The sequence below is a fragment of the Dactylosporangium sp. McL0621 genome (assembly GCF_049995355.1).
Lineage (GTDB): Bacteria > Actinomycetota > Actinomycetes > Mycobacteriales > Micromonosporaceae > Dactylosporangium.
The window spans coordinates 780,244-797,398 of sequence record NZ_CP188259.1 but is presented as its reverse complement, the minus strand read 5'-3'; the positions used below and the strand labels follow the sequence as shown (position 1 = coordinate 797,398).

The window sequence follows — 17,155 nt, the reverse complement described above, 5'->3', positions numbered from 1 at the left end:
ACCGCTCATGCCGACCATCCTCCCGTACCGAATCACTTCGACATCACACGGTCCCGGGTGTAAGGATGCGAGACCGTGCCAGTCATTACGGGGAAACGACGGCTGCCGAGTCAGTTCTGGGTCCTGTGGACCGCCACGCTGGTCAACCGGGCCGGCGGCTTCGTCATCATCTTCCTGACCATCTACCTGACCACGCAGCGCCACTTCAGCGAGTCGGCGGCCGGCCTGGTGATCGGGCTCTACGGCGTCGGCGGCGCGGTCGGCGTGACCGCGGGCGGGCACCTCGCCGACCGCTGGGGCCGCCGCCCGGCCGCGCTGCTGTCGCTCTTCTCGACCTCGGTGCTGATGCTCCTGCTCGGCCTGGCCCGCAGCCCCGCCGAGATCATGGTGGCCGCCCTGCTGCTCGGCGCCGCCGCCGAGTCGGCCCGCCCGCCCCTGGGCGCGATGATCGCCGACATCGTTCCCACCGAGGACCGGATGCGCGCGTTCAGCACGTACTACTGGGCCATCAACCTCGGCTTCGCGGTCTCGGCCGTGGTCGCCGGGTTCGCCGCGTCGGCCGGGTACTTCACGCTGTTCGCCGGCGACGCGGCCACCACCGCGCTCGCCGCGGTGCTCGTCGCCTGGCGCATCCGGGAGACGAAGCCGGCCGTGGCCCCGCACGAGGAGCACGAGCGCGGCAGCCTCGCCACGGTCCTCCGCGACCGGGTCTTCCTCGGCTTCGTGGCCTGCAACCTGCTCATCGCGCTGGTGATGCTCCAGCACATGTCGATGCTGCCGCTGGCGATGATCGACGACGGCCTGTCCAGCCGGACCTTCGGCGTGGTGATCGCCCTCAACGGGGTCATGATCGTGGCCGGGCAGATGCTGGTGAGCCGGGTGCTGGCCAAGCGGCGGCCCGCGTTCGTGATGCCGGTGTCGGCCGTCATCATCGGCCTGGGGTTCGGGCTGACCGCGTTCGCGCACACGCCGCTGCTGTACGCCGGAACGGTCCTGGTCTGGACGGCCGGCGAGATGCTCAACGCCCCGTCCAACTCGGCCCTGCTGGCCGGGCTGTCCCCGGTCCACATGCGCGGCCGCTACCAGGGCGTGTTCGGCCTGTCCTGGCAGGGCGCGTCGTTCCTGGCGCCCACGCTCGGCGGCCTGGTGCGGGGCCACCTCGACAACACCACGCTCTGGCTGGGTTGCCTCGGCGCCACGCTCGTCGCCGCCGTCTGGAGCCTGGTCGCCGCACCGGCCCGGGAGCACCGGGTGAACGCATTGACGGCGCGCGAGGTGGATAAGATCGAAACTGTAAGGGGTCTTAACTAAAGGGGAAGCACGTGCGCAACTGGTACCGATCCACGATCGGCGGGCTCCCCGGGCTCTACTGGTACCTCTGGACCGGCATGCTCATCAACCGCGTCGGCGGCTTCGTGGCGCTGGTCCTGTCGCTGTACCTCACCTCCGCGCGCCACCTCGCGATCCCCGTCGCCGGCCTGGTGGTGGGCGTCTACGGCATCGGCGGGATCGCGGGCGTGCTGCTCGGCGGCGTGCTGGCCGACCGCTGGGGCCGCCGCCCGACCCTGCTGCTCGCCCACTTCGGGGCCGTCGCCGTGCTGTCCGGCCTGACCCTGGCCCGGCCCATCCCGGCGATCGCGGTGCTCGCGGCCTTGCTGGGCGTGATGCACTCGATGCCCGGCCCGGCGTTCGTGGCCGCCATCGTCGACGTGACCCCGGCCGACGACCGCAGCCGCGCGTTCAACCTGCAGTTCTGGGCGTTCAACCTGGGCATGGCGGTGGCGTCGGTACTCGCCGGGGCCCTCGCCGAGGTGAGCTTCACCCTGCTCTTCGCCGTCGACGCGAGCGGCACCCTGGTGACCGCGCTGCTCATCCTGTGGAAGGTCCGCGAGACCCGCCCGGCGCACCGGGTCGCGACGAAGGCCGCGGGCGGGCTGCACACGGCGCTCACCGACCGCGCGTACATGGGCTTCGTGGGGCTGTCGCTGCTGCTGGCGATCGTGAGCACGCAGACGTCGACGATCCTGCCGCTGGCGATCACCGGCGACGGGCTGCGGCCGTCGGCGTACGGCTCCGTGGTGGCGTACGCGGCCCTGCTCATCGTCGTCGGCCAGCTCTTCGTGCCGCGCCTGATCGGCCGCTGGCGCAAGGGCACCGCCCTGGCGGTCGCGAACGTCTTCCTGGGCCTGGGCTTCGCCGCCGTCGCGCTCGCCGACGGCCTGCCGGGGTACCTGGCCGCGGCGACCGTGTGGACCGTCGGCTCGATGATCGCCGCCCCGCCCAACGCCGCGGTCATCGCGGAGCTCTCCCCGGAGGCGCTGCGCGGGCGGTACCAGAGCGTGTTCTACCTGACCTTCCCGGCGGCGGGCTTCATCGCGCCCGCGGCCGGCGGGGTCAGCCTGCAGTACCTCGGCGACTGGCACTGGGTCGTGTGCGGCGCGCTGGGCGTGCTGGCGGCGGCCGGCCACCTGCTCATCCAGCCGGCGCGGGAACGCCGGGTGGCGAAGGAACTGGCGGCGGAGAAGGAGTTTGCGGTACCGGTCGCCGGGTAGTGGCGCTGATCACCTCAGATGGGAGACGGCCTTGGACGGCTTGTCCGCGACTCTCGAGCCCGCGCCGCCGGACACGGTCGTCATCCGGCTGGCGGGCGAGCTCGACCTGGCCACGCGGGAGCAGGTCACCGAGGCGGTCCGGGCGGTGCTGCCGACGTTCCGTCCCGACGCCCTCATCCTCGACCTCGACGCGGTGACGATCCTGGACTCGGCCGGGATCGGGGCGCTGGTCGGCTGCTGGAAGCTGGCCGCGGGCGCCGGGTGCGTGCTGCGGCTGCGCAACCCGCGCCCCCTGGCCTACGCACAGCTGGAGCTGACGGGCCTGCTCGACGTGTTCGCCCTGTCCTGAGAAGAGCCCTGTCCGAAAGAGCGCTGTCTTAGAGCGTTCCGTCGTACTTCGCGGCGCCGCTCACGGTGCCGTCGGAGCGCAGCCGGGAGCGGGCCGCCGCGTCGCCGTACAGGCCGTAGCGGAACAGGTCCAGCATGGAACGGCTCACCGCGTTCGCGGCCGGGGTCGTGCCGAACAGGGCCGCGCCGTGGTCGCCGCCGAGCAGCGTGAGCAGGCCCTTGGGCCACGTGCAGTTGTCGTAGAGCGACTTGCCGCTGCTGTACGGCACCGTGGCGTCGGCGTCGCCGTGGATGAACAGCACCGGCGTCGCGGTCCCGGAGAACTTGCCGCCCATCGAGCCGCCCGACACGATGACCGCGCCCTTGAGGCGGGCGTCGCGGGTGGAGCCGGAGAGCAGACCGGCGGTGGTGTACCCGCCGGCGGAGTGCCCGGCCGCGCCGACGTGGGCGGTGTCGATGCGCCCGGCGAGCGGGGAGCCGGCCTGGGCGTCGAGCTTGAGCACCTCGGTGATGACGGCGGAGGCGTCGGCGGGCTGGTTGGCCATGTCGTTCTGGTTGAACGGGTTCGCCTTGTCGTTGGTGCCGGGGTAGGCGGGCGCGGCGACGACGAAGCCGGCGGCCGCGATCTTCTGGGTCACGCCGCTGTACCCCTCCGGCGACCCGTGCAGCCCGTGACTCCACAGCACCAGCGGGTAGCGGCCGGCGGTCTTCGGATACCAGACGACCGTGCGCAGCGTCCGCCCCGCGCGCGTGAAGGTGAACTGACTGCTCGTGGTCGCGAACGTCTGCGTCGGCGCCTGGCCGGAGCTCGCGGCGGGCGCGGTGGTCGTCGCACCCTTGGCGGTCGCGCTGGCGCCGGCCCGGGCCGCGAGGGCACCGCTGCCGTCCTCGGTGAAACTTCCATCGGAGCCGGCCGGGGCCGCGCTCTCGACGCCGCCGGGGGCACCGTTGGCGGCCTGGGTGCCACAGCCGGCGAGCGAGGCCAGCAAAAGGGCGGCCATCAGCAGACGCCTGCGCATGTGAGGAAGTTACGGGCTTCAAAGCTCCGGCGTCTTTACGGCCGCCTTAAGTTTGCCAGCGGCAAGACACGGTCCGCGAGAGGCGAGGCGGTTTGGGTGGAGCGGAGCTCCCCCAATGGGGAGGGAGCGAAGCGACCGCGAAATCCAGCTCGTAACCGGCGGCAGCGGGTGCGGTGCACCCCCAGTCCACGGCACCCGCTATGTGCCGCCGGTTGCGACGACACGCCCCGCCCGGACATGTCATCGCGAGTGGGCCTTTCGGCCCGGAACACCCCCGCCGCTCCCCAACTTCAAGGAATCGCCGGATCCGTAAACGACGTTACGCGGCGTCGATTGGACCGCCAAGTAAACCCGATGTCGCCTCGCTCACACACCGGAAATAATTGAAATCAATCGAAATGCTGGAAGCGTGGCCACAGCTCAGCCCATGTTCCGGTCCGGTCGCGGCAGACGTACACGCGCGCTGTTTGCTCCTCGTTGTCCACGCCGTAACCATTGTCGAGGTGCGCCCGCTCCTCGCAGGAGCCGAACGCCTTCGAGCGGGCGGGGTCGCCCTGGGAGACGAGCACCACGACTGTCGCGGACTCCGGCGGCGGGCCGAGGTACCACAGCTCGTTCTGTCCACTGTAGACATCGGGCAGGCCGAGCGGCTTGCCGTAGCGGTCGAGCGAGCCCGCCTCGCCGTAGTTGCCGGTGAGCAGCACCGTGCGCGGCTTGTCCTCGGCCGGCAGCGCGTCGTACACCGCCTTGACCTGGGCGACGTAGCGGGGCCAGCCGATCTCGTCGGAGATGCCCTGGTTCATGGCGGGGACCGGCGTGTCGCCCACGACGCCGATCGGCAGCACGGGCAGCGACGAGACGATCGCCACGCCGCAGTTGACGACCACGGCCGCGCCGAGCAGCCAGCGCCGGGCGGTGCGGTCGCCGAGCCAGCGCACGGTCGGCACCGCGCCGATGGCGAAGAGCGCGGCCAGCAGGCCGAAGCTGTAGTACGGCTGGCCGGCGACGACGAACAGCAGGACCAGCATCAGCGGGTACGCCACGGCGAACGCGCGCACCGGCCGCAGCTCCGGGCGCCGCCACAGCGTCACGAGCCCGGCGACCCAGACGGGGACGAAGAACGGGCCGAGCCACAGCAGCTGCAGCGGGAGCAGCGTGATGCGAGCGTCGTCGCCCTTGTTCTCGGCGAGCGCGCCGGCCATGTGGATCTGGGGGAAGTCGTTGGCGATCTGGTACAGCAGGTTGGGCAGCCCGACGAGCACCGCGATCCCGGCCCCGGCCCAGAGCCACTTCGACACCAGCACACCGCGGGGCCCGACGGTCAGCAGCCCGGCCGCGAAGGTCAGCAGGAGCAGGATCACGAGGTGCTTGTTGTAGAGCGCGATCCCGGCGAACAGGCCGGCCCACAGGAAGTACCGTGGCGAATCCCGCAGCAGAGCGCGCATCAGGCTCAGGATGACCAGCAGCCACATCACCAGGTCGGGCGCGGCGGTGATGGTGATGTGCCCGGCCACGAGCGGAAACGTGGTGAGCACCCCGGCCGCGGCGAGGGTCTGGGCGAGCGCGCCGCCGCCGATCTCGCGCGCCACGAGCGCCAGCAGGAACGCCGCGCCCGCGATGAAGAACAGGCCCGGGATGCGGATGGCCCAGACGGTGTCGCCGAACAGCTCGATGCAGCCGCGCACCATGAGCGGCGTGAACGGCGGCTGGTCGACGTAGCCCCACTTCGGGTGCGCGCCGACCATGCGGAAGTAGAGCTCGTCGCGGTGGTAGTCGTAACGGCCGATGGTCAGTAGCAGCACGAGGACAGCAGCGCCGGCGACTGCGCCGACGGGCTTCCAGGCCAGAGGCGCCCGAGGGGTCACCTCCGAGATCGTAGCTAAGCCGGTCGATTCACGAAGTCCCTGAAGGCCCGGAGATTGTCCAGGGGCTCGCCGCGCTTGACCCGCCACTCCCACTCGCGGCGGATGGCCGAGCCGAAGCCGATCTCCAGCATCGGGTCGAAGCTCTCGTCGGCGTAGGTCAGCACGGCGCCCAGCAGGCGGTCGAGCTCGGCCTCGGTAACGGCGTGCAGCGGGAGCTTCCCCATGAGGTACACGTCGCCGACCGCGTCGATGCTGAAGGCCACGCCGTACATGCGGGAGTTGCGCTGCAGCAGCCACTCCCACAGCGCCTCGCGGTTCTCGTCCGGGTGGCGCATGACGAAGGCCTCGACCCGCAGCGCGTGCTCGCCGACGATGAGGTTGCAGTTCGTCTTCTGCTTGTGGGTGCCGGGCAGGGTCACGACGTACGCGTGCTCGCCGGTCTTCTCCCACGGGATCTCACGCTCGGCCGCGACCCGCTCGATCAGGGCACTCACGGAAGCCTTCATGCCGCCACAACCTCCCGATGGAACTCCAGGGCGTCCCGGTACGCGGCCAGCAGGCCGCTGGCCGTGTGCGCCCACGAGAACTCGCGCGCGTGCCGCACCGCGCCCAGCGACAGCGCCGCCCGCCGGGCCGGCTCGGCCAGCAGCGGCCCGAGCAGGGCGGCCCAGTCGGCCGGCTTGTGCGTGTCGACAAGTAAGCCGGAGACGCCGTCACGGACCGCGGTCACCAGGCCGCCCACCGCCGCCGCGACGACCGGCGTGCCGCAGGCCTGGGCCTCGATCGCGACAAGCCCGAACGACTCGTTGAAGCTGGGCACGGCGACGACGTCCACGGCGCGGAACAGCTCGGCGAGGGCGTCGCGCGGCTGGGGCGGCAGGAACCGCACGATGTCGGCGATGCCGAGGTCGCGGGCGAGGTCCATGAGTGCGGTGGGCCGGTCGAGGCCGGAGCCGCTGGGGCCGCCGCAGATGACCACGAGCAGCTTGGGGTCGGTGGCGCGCAGCTCGGCGGCGGCGCGCAGCAGGATGTCGGGGGCCTTGAGCGGCTGGATACGCCCGGCGAAGGCGACGATCCGGGCGTCGGCGGGCAGGCCGAAGCGCTCCCGCGCGGCGAGCTTGCGGTGCGGCCGCGGCGAGAACCGGTCGAGGTCCACGCCGGGCGGCACGACGCTGACCTTGCGCGGGTCGGCGTCGTAGAGGTCGATGAGGTCGGCGGCCTCGGCCGGGGTGTTGGCCACCAGGCCGTCGGCGGCGGCGACCACCTGCTCCTCGCCGATCACGCGGGCGATCGGCTCGGGCTTGTCGCCGTCGGCGAGCGCCTGGTTCTTGACCTTGGCCAGGGTGTGCGCGGTGTGCACCAGCGGGACGCCCCAGCGGTCCTTCGCGAGCCAGCCGACCTGGCCGGAGAGCCAGTAGTGGGAGTGGACGAGGTCGTACCAGCCCGACGGGCGGGACGCCTCCGCGCGCAGCACGCCGCCGGTGAACGCGCACAGCTGCGCCGGCAGGTCCTCCTTGGCCAGGCCCTCGAACGGCCCGGCGATGATGTGGCGCACGAGCACGCCGGGGGCCATCTCGACGGTCGGTGGCAGCTCGCTGTTGGTGGCCCGGGTGAAGATCTCCACCTCGACGCCGGCCCGCGCGAGGCGCTCAGCCACCTCCACGACGTACACGTTCATCCCGCCGGCGTCGCCGGTGCCCGGCTGGTCCAGCGGCGAGGTGTGCACCGACAGCGTCGCGACGCGCCTCGGGAGCGTACGGCGGGACTGCGGGGTATGGCCGTGCAGCGAATCGACCCGCGCCACGTCGTGCTCCTTCTGTTGCCGGGCTGTTACATCTTCCCAACCGTCCATGTTCCCTCGCCGAGGGCGGTCTACCCACCGTTGCGTTGGTCACTGCATCCCGGGCAACTTCGTGCAGGATGGCCACATGTCTACTCGAATCGCCGTCGTCACCGGCGCCTCCAGCGGCATCGGGGCCGCCACCGCCCGCCGTCTGGACGCCGAGGGCTTCCACGTCGTCGCCGTCGCCCGCCGCGCGGACCGCCTCGAAGAGCTGGTCGGATCGCTGCGCTCCGGCACCGCGATCGTGGCGGACGTCACGTCCGACGAGTCCGTGGCCGCCCTCGCGGCCGCGGTCGAGGCGCTCGGCGGCCCGGTCGAGCTGCTGGTCAACAACGCCGGCGGGGCGATCGGGGCCGAGTACGTCGAGCACGCCGACCTCGGCGACTGGCAGTGGATGTTCGACGTCAACGTGCTCGGCACCGTCCGGGTCACCAAGGCGCTCCTGCCGCTGCTGGAGCGCTCGGGCCGGGCCACCGTCGTGGTACTCAGCTCGACCGCCGGGCTGGTCGTCTACGAGGGCGGCGGCGGGTACACGGCCGCCAAGCACGCCCAGACCGCCGTCGCCGAGACCCTGCGCCTGGAGCTCAGCGGCCGCCCGATCCGGGTCGTGGAGATCGACCCCGGCATGGTGCGCACCGACGAGTTCGCCCTCAAGCGCTTCGAGGGCGACGCCGAGAAGGCGGCCGCGGTCTATGCGGGCGTCGCCGAGCCGCTCGTCGCCGACGACGTCGCCGACTGCATCGCCTGGACCGCGACCCGCCCGCACCACGTGAACATCGACCGGCTCGTGGTCCGCCCGCTCGCCCAGGCCGCCCAGCACAAGGTCCACCGGGTGCTGTGAAGCCCGTCGGGTCGATCACGCGGGGCACGACAAACCCCAACCGCCTGCGCCGCGTCGACAACTGGATCGCGGCGACGCTCGGCGGGGCGCTGCGCCGGGCGGCGGACCCGCTGGTGGTCGACCTCGGCTTCGGCGCCTCGCCGATCACCGCGATCGAGCTGCACGCCCGCCTCGGCGTGCCGGTCGTCGGCCTGGAGATCGCCCCGGACCGCGTGGCCGCCGCGCGCCCCTACGAGACCGCCGGCCTGCGCTTCCAGCTCGGCGGCTTCGAGCTGGCCGGCCTGCGCCCGACGCTGGTGCGGGCGTTCAACGTGCTGCGCCAGTACGACGAGGCCGACGTGCCCGGCGCCTGGGCCGCGATGACGGCGACGGGCGCGCTGCTCGTGGAGGGGACCTGCGACGAGCTCGGCCGGCTCGCGGCCTGGGCGCTGGTCTCCCCCACCGGCCCGCGCACGCTCACCCTGGCCGCCCGCCTGGCCGACCTCGACACGCCGGGCACCCTGGCCGAGCGGCTGCCGAAGGCCCTCATCCACCACAACGTGCCCGGCGCGCGCATCCACGCCCTGCTGGACGCCCTCGACACCGGCTGGCGGGCCGCGGCGCCGCTGTCGGTGTTCGGGCCCCGGCAGCGGTGGCGGGCCGCGGTGGAGGCGGCGCGGGGCGCGGGGTGGCCGGTGCTGGACCGCCCGGCGCGCTGGCGCCTGGGCGAGGTCACGGTGCCGTACGCCGCCGTCGCGCCCTAGGTCCTGTCCTGCCGATCATGCCGAGCCGAGACGAGGTCCAGATTTCGCCTGCGTGTGCCCCGCGGAGGCCTGGCTACCGGTGTTGTAACCCGGCCTTCGCGGGGTGCGCGCAGCGCCTTGGGCGGGCCGGCTTGGCGCAGCGCGCCGGGCCGGCCTGGGCGAGGGTCTGGGCCCGGCGCAGGCCGGCATGATCGGCAGGACAGGGCCTACAGCGAGCAGTTCACGAGGACCGGCTCCGGATGGAGCGTCACGCCGAAGCGGGCCTCGACGCCGGCCCGGATCTCGCGGGCCAGGTCCAGCAGGGCGCTCGTGCTACCGGTGCCGCGGTTGGTCAGGGCCAGGGTGTGCTTGCCGGACAGCGCCACCCCGCGCGCCCCGTCCCCGTGGCCCTTGGCGAAGCCCGCGCGCTCGATGAGCCAGGCCGCGCTCAGCTTCACCGAGTCGCCGGCCGGCCACGAGGGCGGGGGGCCGAGCTCGGCGGCGAGCTCGCGGACACGCTCGAAGTCGGCGGCCGGGACGACCGGGTTGGTGAAGAAGGAGCCCACGGAGTACGTGTCCGGGTCCTCCGGGTCGAGCACCATCCCCTTGCCGGCGCGCAGCTTCAGCACCGCCGCGCGGACCTCCTCCAGCGGGGCCGTCGCGCCCGGCTCGACCCCGAGGGTGCGGGCCAGCTCGGCGTAGGCGATCGGCGTCGACCGCCCCGACACCTTCAGGCGGAACACCACCGACAGCACCACAAAGCGGGCGTTGTGCTTGAAGATGCTCGTCCGGTACGCGAACCCGCACCCGGCCGCCGGGATGGTCACGACCTCGTCGCGCTCCCGGTCGTAGGCGCGCACCTCGGCGATGGTCTCGGCGACCTCCTGGCCGTACGCCCCGACGTTCTGGATCGGCGTCGCGCCGGCCGAGCCCGGGATGCCCGACAGCGACTCGATCCCGGACCACCCGCTGGACACGGCCGTGGCGACGACGTCGTCCCACGGGTGACCGGCGGCGACCGTGAGGGTGACCTCGCCGTCGCGGACGTCGCTGGTGAGGCCCCGCCGGCGCAGCAGCACAACGGTGCCCGGGAAGCCCTCGTCGGCCACCACGACGTTGCTGCCGCCGGCGAGGATCAGCTGGTCGCCGCCCGCGCGCAGGGCGGCGAGCGTCTCCGCCTCGGTGGTCGCCTCGATCAGGCGGCCGGCCGGGCCGCCGAGGCGCAGGGTCGTGAACGCGGCGAGCGTGCGTGGTTCGGGCACCGCACCAGAGTAAGCGGTGCCCTAATCTTGGTGGCTATGAGCAAGCCACAGCTCGCCAAGGACATCTGGCTGGCCGCCCTGCGCACCGAGGGCGACGCCTTCCGCACCGTTCTGAGCAGCGGCGTGCCGCTCGACGCGCCGGTGCCGAGCTGTCCGGACTGGAGCCTGGCCGATCTCGCGTGGCATGTGAGCCAGGTGTACGTGTACGTCACCGGGCACGTCGCCCGGGGCGTCCTCGACAAGCCGGCGCCGCGCTCGACCGACCCGCGGCCCGAGGGCGTCGACGCGGCGACGGCCTGGACCGACGCGTTCACCGAGCTCGTGGCGACCCTCGACGCCGTCGACCCGGAGCTGCCCGCCTGGAACTTCGCGCCCCAGGCGAAGAAGGCGTCGTTCTGGCACCGGCGCATGGCCCACGAGACGGTGATCCACCGCTGGGACGCGCAGATGGCCGGCGGCCTGGCCGAGCCGATCGAGGCGCGGCTGGCCAGCGACAATGTCACCGAGGTGCTCGACACCTGGATCCCGTCCGGGCGCCGCAGCGGGCCCACCGACCGGGCCGGCATGATCGCGCTGCACGCCACCGACTCCGACCAGGTCTGGTACGTCCGGCTGCGCGGCGCCGGCATCGCGCTGCTGGACACCGACACCCTGCTCGACTCCGACGAGCACCACGAGCGGGCGACGGCCAGCGGCAGCGCGAGCGACCTGGCGCTGGCCCTGTGGGGCCGGGTGCCGTTCGACACCCTGCTCGTCAGCGGGGACGCAACGCTGTTGCGGGGTCTGCTGGCCTGAGCGCCGGGCCGGGCCCGTCGTCGATGCGCAGGCCCAGGCTCCGCCGGGTCAGCAGCGTCGCCCCGCTCACCGCGGCCGGGATCACGATGATCGCCACGATCGGGACCAGCAGCACCAGGAACACCGGGATGCCGAAGCCGAGCGCCATCGCGCGGTTGGCCCGCAGGATCTTGCGGCGCTCGGCGAGGCGCAGCCCCCGGCGGTTGAACGGGATGCCGGTAAGCTCGACGGTGATCAGCCAGCCGCCGACGATCGCGTTCAGCACCGGCACCACGGTCTGCCCGACGACCGGGATGAACCCCATCAGGAACAGCGGGATGGCCAGGACCACGCCCAGCAGGATCAGGCGGAGGGAGTCGACGAGGTTCGGCCAGAGGGTGCGGTACCACGGAAGGTCCACCGCCCCGGGCGTGCCGCCGAGACCGTCCTCCACGCGCTCGGAGATGACCTCGTAGAACGGGTCGCCGATCAGCAGCGTCAGCGCGGTGAACGTGAGCGCCGAGAGCAGCGCGGCGGCGACGAGGACGGCGGCGCCCGCCCCGAACTCGATCAGCCCGCGCCAGAAGTCCGACCAGTCGTGGGCGAACCAGGTGGCGGCCGACGCGATGTCGTCGATGTAGATGATGAGGAATGTCCAGGCGACGCCGAACAGCGCGCACGTGATGACCGCCGGGATCGCCCCGAGCAGGAGCAGGCGCGGACTGCGCCCGTAGCGCGCGAACCCCTTGCCCAGCAGCCGCAGCCCCATCGCGAACTCGGACCCGGTCGTCTTCAGCTGACCCACGGCTTGGCAGCCTACTCGTCCGGACTGTTCCTAGCTTGGCGCCGGCTCCGCCGGATACGCGGCGGGAGGTTCCCACCCCGCACCCCCCCATGGCCGCTACGCGACCACTTTTGGCGGCGCTCCCGCGCGGCGCCGGGCGGGGCGGGCGCTCGAGGGCCGGTGCCCAGCGGGCGCGGCCTAGCCGCGCCGAGCTAGGAACAGTCCGGGTGCTCTGTAGGCGCGAGGCCGTTGCGGTACGCGTAGGACACCGCCTGCGCCCGGTCCCGGCAGCCGATCTTGGCCAGCAGGTGGTTGATGTGGCTCTTGACCGTCCCCTCGCTGATGAACAGCCGGGCCGCGATCTCGCCGTTGGTGAGCCCGGCCGCGATGAGCCGCAGTACCTCGACCTCCCGCGGCGTCAGGTCGTCCGCCTTCGGCGGCGGGGGCTGGGTCAGCGCGTTGAGCACGTGGTGCTGCACGGCCGGGTCGAGCGCGGCGCCGTCGGTGAGGACGCGCTGGAGGGCGGCCCGGATCTCCTCGCCGCCGGCCTCCTTGGTGAGGTACCCCTTGGCCCCGGCCCGCAGCGCCTCCAGCACCGAGCGGTCGTCGGAGTAGGTGGTGAGCACGACCACGCGCACCTCGGGCGCCCGCTCCCGCAGCCGCCGGGTCGCCTCGACGCCGTCGCAGCGGGGCATGCGCAGGTCCATCAGCACGATGTCCGGGCGCAGCCGCACCGCGAGGTCCACCGCCTCGGCCCCGTCGGCGGCCGCCCCGACCACCTCGATGTCCGGCAGCAGCCCGAGTACGAGCGCCAGCCCCTCCCGCACCACCCGCTGGTCGTCGGCGAGCAGCACGCGGATCGTCACGCCGGCACCTCGAGCCGGACGCGGAAGCCGGTCGCGGTGGGGGCGGCGGCGAGGGTACCGCCCAGCAGCTCGGCCCGTTCCCGCATGCCGGTCAGGCCGTAGCCGGCGCCGGCGCTCGGGGTCGCGGCGAGCGGGCCGACGTCGTCGACGGTCAGGCGGACGGCGCTCGGCAGGTACTCCAGGTGCACGGTCACCAGAGTGGGGGACGCGTGCCGGGCGGCGTTCGTCAGGGCCTCCTGCGCGACCCGGTACACCGCGATCCGCGCCGGCGACTCCAGCTCGCGCGCGGGCCCGTCGGTGGTGAAGTCGCACCGGATGCCGTGGTCGTGGGCGAAGGATCTGGTCAGCTCGGTCAGGGTCGGCAGCTCGTCGTCGCGCAGCAGCCCGATCGCGCGCCGGGCCTCGTCGAGCCCGGCCCGGCCGAGCTGCTGGGCCCGCTCGAGGGCGGCCGGCAGGCGCAGGTCGTCGGGCGTGCGCGTGGCCAGCAGGCGCGCCCCTTCCAGCTGCAGCATCAGCCCCGACAGCGAGTGGGCGAGCACGTCGTGCATCTCCCGGGCCAGGTGCTGGCGCTCCGACAGGCGCGCCGCCTCGGCCTGGGCCGCGCGGCCCCGCTCGAGCTCCTCGACCAGCTGCTCGGCCTGCTCGTTGGCCTCGCCGAGCCGGATGGCGAAGACCAGCATGCCGTAGAAGGCGCCGACCATCACCGCGTCGAGGAGCGCGTCGATGATCGAGCCGTGGTGCGCCGAGGCGACGCCGACCGCCAGCAGGATCAGCGCGACGGCGGTGATCGGGATCGAGATGTGCCCGCGCAGCAGCGGGGCCAGGAACGACACGCCGACGAAGATGCCGGCCACGGCCGCACCGTCGGGCTGCAGCCACGCCAGCGCGGCCGACGCGGCCAGCATGACCGCGGTGCACGCGATGTGCGTGCGCGGCGACCGGGCCAGCGTCAGCACCCCGCCCGCACCGGAGACGACGAACGCGGCCAGGGCCAGCAGCACCGCCAGCCCGGACCCGGACAGCGCCGGGCCCGGCCGCGCGGTGCAGGCGGACCACACGACCACGGCCATGATGAGCGGGGCCAGGGGCCGCAGCCAGCGGATGACGGCGGCGCGCTGGGCCCGGGCGCGGTCGAGCGTGGCGAGCGCGGAGGAGCTCATGACGCCCATTCAATCCGTTCCGGCGGTGATCCACATCCAACCGTGGTTATAGCCCGCGGCTCCAACCGTGCGCCGATGCGGTTGAGCGGGGCCGCCGGACAGGCTGTTGGCCATGACACGGACCCCACGGCTCCTCACGGCCCTGTACCTCATCCTCAGCCTGGCCACCCTCGGCGTCGCCTACCTGCTGCGCCACCACGCGAACCTGGTGACCGACGCGGTCTGGGTGCGCGGCACGATCGTCGTTGCCAGCGCGGCGGTGTGCAACATCCTGGCGGCGCGCGGCGACGTGCGCCGGCTGCGCATCATCGCCATCGTCATGACGGTGGCGATCACCGTGATCGTCGCGGTGCCCGGGCTGTTCCCGGTGTGGATGAAGCTCGAGCAGGTGGTGTGCGGCCTGCTGCTGATCGGCGTGATCCTCACCCTGCCGCGCAAGGCCAAACGGCCCGTCGGTTAGGAGCCGGCGAGTCGCTGCAGGGCGCCGCGGACGACTTCGGGCTTGGTGGTGTACCAGAACGGGGGCAGCGACTTGCGCAGGAACGGCCCGTAGCTCGGCGCGCGCTCCAGCCGGGAGTCCAGCACCGCCACCACGCCCTTGTCGGCGTTGGAGCGGATCAGCCGGCCCACACCCTGGGCCAGCCGGACGGCGGCGATCGGCACGCTCACCGCGGCGAAGCCGGAGCCGCCCGCCGACTGCACCGCGTCGGAGCGGGCGGCCGACAGCGGCTCGTCGGGGCGCGGGAACGGCAACCGGTCGATGATGACGAGCTGGCATGCGTCGCCCGGCACGTCGACGCCCTGCCACAGCGACATGACCCCGAGCAGGCAGCTGTTGCGGTCCTCGCGGAACTTGCGGACCAGGATCGGCAGCGACTCCTCGCCCTGCAGCAGGATCGTGATCCCGGGCGTGCGGGCGCGCAGCACCTCCGCGGCGCGCTCGGCCGCCTTGCGCGAGGAGAACAGGCCCAGGGCCCGGCCGCCGAGCGCCTGCACCAGCTCGACCATCTCGTTGGCGGCCGGCTCGGACAGCCCCGAGCTCTGCGGCTTGGGCAGGTGCGCCGCGACGTAGAGGATGCCCTGCTTCTGGTAGTCGAACGGCGATCCGACGTCGAGCGAGCTCCAGGCCAGCCCGGCCGTGTCCCGCGCCGCGTCGGCCCGCACGACGGCCTCGCGGGCCGCCTCGGCGGGGCCGGCCGCGGTGCTCGGGCGCTCGACGGCGATCGGCAGCCCGAGCGAGCGGGCGACGGTGTCGAACTGGCCGCCGAGGGCGAGCGTGGCCGAGGTGGCCACGACGGTCCGTTCGCTGAAGAGGTGGCTGCTCAGCGTGCCGGCGACCGACAGCGGCGCGATGACCACGGCCCGGCGCCCCCGCTCGTCGCGCTCGACCCAGGTGACGTCGTGCTCGACGTTGGCGATCATGCGCTGGGCGACCTTCACCAGGTCCCCGATCATGGTCTTGGCCTGCTGCTTGCGCACCGGGTCGGAGTCGTCGGCCCGCACCTCACCGATCGCGTCGAGCGCCTTGCGCCCGCCCGCGTCGAGCAGCGTGAGCGCCTCGCCGAGCACCGTCGGCAGCGCGCCCACGACCCGGCCCGCGGGCACCTCGGCGAGCGCGACCGTCAGCAGGTCGCCGGCCTCCATGAGCCGGTCGGCCACGTCGTCGTCGACATAGGCCCGGCACCGGCGAGCGGCCCGCTCCAGCGTCTCGGGCGTGAGCTCGGCCTGCGAGGCGGAGCTGACCCGGTCGGCGAGCTCGTGCGCCTCGTCGACGACCAGCAGCTCGTGCGGCGGGATGATCTGCCGCCCGGTGAGCATGTCCACGGCGAGCAGGCTGTGGTTGGTGACCACGATGTCGGCCTCGCGCGCCCGGCTGCGGCTGGCCTCGGCGAAGCACTCGGCGCCATACGGGCACCGCTGCGCCCCGACGCACTCGCGGGCCGGCATCGACACCATCTTCCAGGCCGAGTCCTCCACCCCGGGGTCGAGCTCGTCCCGGTCGCCGGTCTCGGTCTCCATCGCCCACCCGCGCAGCCGCTCGATGTGCTTGCCGATCCGGCCCGCCTCGCCGAGCCACTTCGTGGGCCGGGCCTCCCCGACGTCGAACAGCCCGTCGTCGGGCTCGTCGGCGGACGTGCCCTCCAGCCGCGCCAGGCAGAGGTAGTGGTGGCGCCCCTTGAGCACCGCATAGGTCGGGCGGCGCCCCAGCAGCGGCTGCACCGCGTCGGCGAGCCGGGGCAGGTCGTGGTCGACGAGCTGCGACTGCAGGGCGAGCGTGGCCGTCGAGATCACCACCGGCCCGTCGACCAGCAGCGACGGGACGAGGTAGGCCAGCGACTTGCCCGTGCCGGTGCCCGCCTGCACGAGCAGGTGCTCCTCCTTCTCCACCGCGGCCGAGATCGCCGTCGCCATGCTCTGCTGACCGGGCCGCTCGGCCCCGTCAGGCACCGCGCCGACGGCGGCGGCGAGCAGATCGATCACTTCCGGCTTGGGGCGGCGGAGCTGAGGGGTGGCTGTCACGGTGGGGACGCTACCCCTTGCGTACGACAGAATCGGCCGGGCGCACCCGGTCGGTACCGTGAGCGGCATGAAACGTATCCGGGTCGTGTACCGCAAGTACGACGGCTCGCTCCACTGGAACTACGAGACGGAGCTCCTGGGCGAGGACGAGTACGGCGTATGGGTCGGCGCCGGCCCGGCGACGCAGGTCTTCAAGGGCACCACCCTCAAGGGCGCGCCCGAGTCCCCGCACGTGCTGCTCTTCCCCCGCCAGGCCTGGTGGACGGCCTGCTTCAACGCCGAGCCCCACCGCACCGAGGTCTACTGCGACATCACGAGCGTGCCCCACTGGCCGAGCGCGACCGAGGTGACCGCGATCGACCTGGACCTGGACGTGCGCCGGCGGCGTACCGGCGACGTCGAGCTGCTGGACGAGGACGAGTTCGCGGTCCACCAGGTGCGCTACCAGTACCCCTCCGAGGTCGTGACCTCCGCCCTGACGAGCGCCGACTGGCTGATGGGCGCGGTGGGCGGGCACGTGGAGCCCTTCGGCACGGCCTACCGGCGGTGGCTCGACGAGGTTGTGTAGGGCCTGCTTCTGAAGAGCGCAAAGCGCGGCG

17 protein-coding genes are annotated in these 17,155 nt (G+C 73.1%); 8 read left to right on the top strand and 9 right to left on the bottom strand.

The genetic code is table 11. The annotated features are described in order from the left end of the window. Nucleotides 1-75: 75 nt before the first annotated feature. Genes ACPPVO_RS03685 through ACPPVO_RS03675 form a run of 3 tightly spaced genes read left to right on the top strand, consistent with a single transcriptional unit; the run spans nucleotide 76 to nucleotide 2,901 of the window. Nucleotides 76-1,311: an MDR family MFS transporter gene (locus tag ACPPVO_RS03685; RefSeq protein WP_360381962.1), complete on the top strand. Its 1,236-nt coding sequence runs from the start codon at nucleotides 76-78 to the stop codon at nucleotides 1,309-1,311. A gap of 11 nt (nucleotides 1,312-1,322) precedes the next feature. After that, nucleotides 1,323-2,552, top strand: coding sequence for an MDR family MFS transporter (locus ACPPVO_RS03680; RefSeq protein ID WP_426509885.1), 1,230 nt, complete (start codon nucleotides 1,323-1,325; stop codon nucleotides 2,550-2,552). A gap of 31 nt (nucleotides 2,553-2,583) precedes the next feature. Then, a complete protein-coding gene (locus ACPPVO_RS03675; protein ID WP_360381966.1) occupies nucleotides 2,584-2,901 on the top strand; it encodes an STAS domain-containing protein in 318 nt (105 codons plus the stop codon). Nucleotides 2,902-2,929: 28 nt separating this feature from the next. Here the strand turns inward: ACPPVO_RS03675 and ACPPVO_RS03670 are convergent, their stop codons facing one another. The 4 genes from ACPPVO_RS03670 to mshA form a co-directional block, all read right to left on the bottom strand. Then, nucleotides 2,930-3,919, bottom strand: a complete 990-nt coding sequence (locus ACPPVO_RS03670; protein ID WP_426509884.1) for an alpha/beta hydrolase family protein — start codon at nucleotides 3,917-3,919, stop codon at nucleotides 2,930-2,932. A gap of 389 nt (nucleotides 3,920-4,308) precedes the next feature. Further along, nucleotides 4,309-5,784: an ArnT family glycosyltransferase gene (locus ACPPVO_RS03665; RefSeq protein ID WP_426509883.1), complete on the bottom strand. Its 1,476-nt coding sequence runs from the start codon at nucleotides 5,782-5,784 to the stop codon at nucleotides 4,309-4,311. Between the two features lie 14 nt (nucleotides 5,785-5,798). Beyond that, a complete protein-coding gene (locus tag ACPPVO_RS03660; RefSeq protein WP_426509882.1) occupies nucleotides 5,799-6,290 on the bottom strand; it encodes a YbjN domain-containing protein in 492 nt (163 codons plus the stop codon). After that, a complete protein-coding gene (gene mshA / locus ACPPVO_RS03655; protein ID WP_426509881.1) occupies nucleotides 6,287-7,588 on the bottom strand; it encodes a D-inositol-3-phosphate glycosyltransferase in 1,302 nt (433 codons plus the stop codon). The genes ACPPVO_RS03660 and mshA overlap by 4 nt, the downstream gene beginning before the upstream one ends. 124 nt (nucleotides 7,589-7,712) lie before the next feature. Between mshA and ACPPVO_RS03650 the strand changes: the two genes are divergently transcribed. Together ACPPVO_RS03650 and ACPPVO_RS03645 are read left to right on the top strand one after the other, a co-directional pair. Continuing rightward, nucleotides 7,713-8,468, top strand: a complete 756-nt coding sequence (locus tag ACPPVO_RS03650) for an SDR family oxidoreductase (protein WP_360381975.1) — start codon at nucleotides 7,713-7,715, stop codon at nucleotides 8,466-8,468. Beyond that, a complete protein-coding gene (locus tag ACPPVO_RS03645) occupies nucleotides 8,465-9,211 on the top strand; it encodes a class I SAM-dependent methyltransferase (RefSeq protein WP_426509880.1) in 747 nt (248 codons plus the stop codon). The genes ACPPVO_RS03650 and ACPPVO_RS03645 overlap by 4 nt, the downstream gene beginning before the upstream one ends. A 206-nt stretch (nucleotides 9,212-9,417) precedes the next feature. Here the strand turns inward: ACPPVO_RS03645 and ACPPVO_RS03640 are convergent, their stop codons facing one another. Further along, complete coding sequence (locus ACPPVO_RS03640; protein ID WP_426509879.1) at nucleotides 9,418-10,452, bottom strand: UDP-N-acetylmuramate dehydrogenase; 1,035 nt, start codon at nucleotides 10,450-10,452, stop codon at nucleotides 9,418-9,420. Between the two features lie 36 nt (nucleotides 10,453-10,488). Here ACPPVO_RS03640 and ACPPVO_RS03635 point away from each other — a divergent pair, with 36 nt between their 5' ends. Beyond that, on the top strand, nucleotides 10,489-11,247 hold the full coding sequence (locus ACPPVO_RS03635) for a maleylpyruvate isomerase family mycothiol-dependent enzyme (RefSeq protein ID WP_426509878.1): 759 nt from the start codon (nucleotides 10,489-10,491) through the stop codon (nucleotides 11,245-11,247). Here ACPPVO_RS03635 and ACPPVO_RS03630 read toward each other — a convergent pair. The 3 genes from ACPPVO_RS03630 to ACPPVO_RS03620 form a co-directional block, all read right to left on the bottom strand. After that, complete coding sequence (locus tag ACPPVO_RS03630) at nucleotides 11,207-11,995, bottom strand: EI24 domain-containing protein (protein WP_426514523.1); 789 nt, start codon at nucleotides 11,993-11,995, stop codon at nucleotides 11,207-11,209. The genes ACPPVO_RS03635 and ACPPVO_RS03630 overlap by 41 nt on opposite strands. A gap of 227 nt (nucleotides 11,996-12,222) precedes the next feature. Next, entirely contained in the window at nucleotides 12,223-12,876 is a 654-nt protein-coding gene (locus tag ACPPVO_RS03625) for a response regulator (protein ID WP_426509877.1), read from the bottom strand. Further along, nucleotides 12,873-14,036, bottom strand: a complete 1,164-nt coding sequence (locus tag ACPPVO_RS03620; RefSeq protein ID WP_426509876.1) for a sensor histidine kinase — start codon at nucleotides 14,034-14,036, stop codon at nucleotides 12,873-12,875. Before ACPPVO_RS03620 ends, ACPPVO_RS03625 begins: the two co-directional genes overlap by 4 nt. Before the next feature lie 112 nt (nucleotides 14,037-14,148). Between ACPPVO_RS03620 and ACPPVO_RS03615 the strand changes: the two genes are divergently transcribed. Further along, nucleotides 14,149-14,496 (top strand): hypothetical protein, encoded by a 348-nt coding sequence (locus ACPPVO_RS03615; RefSeq protein ID WP_426509875.1) that lies wholly within the window; start codon nucleotides 14,149-14,151, stop codon nucleotides 14,494-14,496. Here the strand turns inward: ACPPVO_RS03615 and ACPPVO_RS03610 are convergent. Continuing rightward, a complete protein-coding gene (locus ACPPVO_RS03610) occupies nucleotides 14,493-16,625 on the bottom strand; it encodes an ATP-dependent DNA helicase (protein ID WP_426509874.1) in 2,133 nt (710 codons plus the stop codon). The genes ACPPVO_RS03615 and ACPPVO_RS03610 overlap by 4 nt on opposite strands. Here ACPPVO_RS03610 and ACPPVO_RS03605 point away from each other — a divergent pair. Beyond that, nucleotides 16,624-17,124 (top strand): DUF402 domain-containing protein, encoded by a 501-nt coding sequence (locus ACPPVO_RS03605; protein ID WP_360381990.1) that lies wholly within the window; start codon nucleotides 16,624-16,626, stop codon nucleotides 17,122-17,124. The two genes, ACPPVO_RS03610 and ACPPVO_RS03605, sit on opposite strands and share 2 nt — an antisense overlap. Nucleotides 17,125-17,155 lie beyond the last annotated feature (31 nt).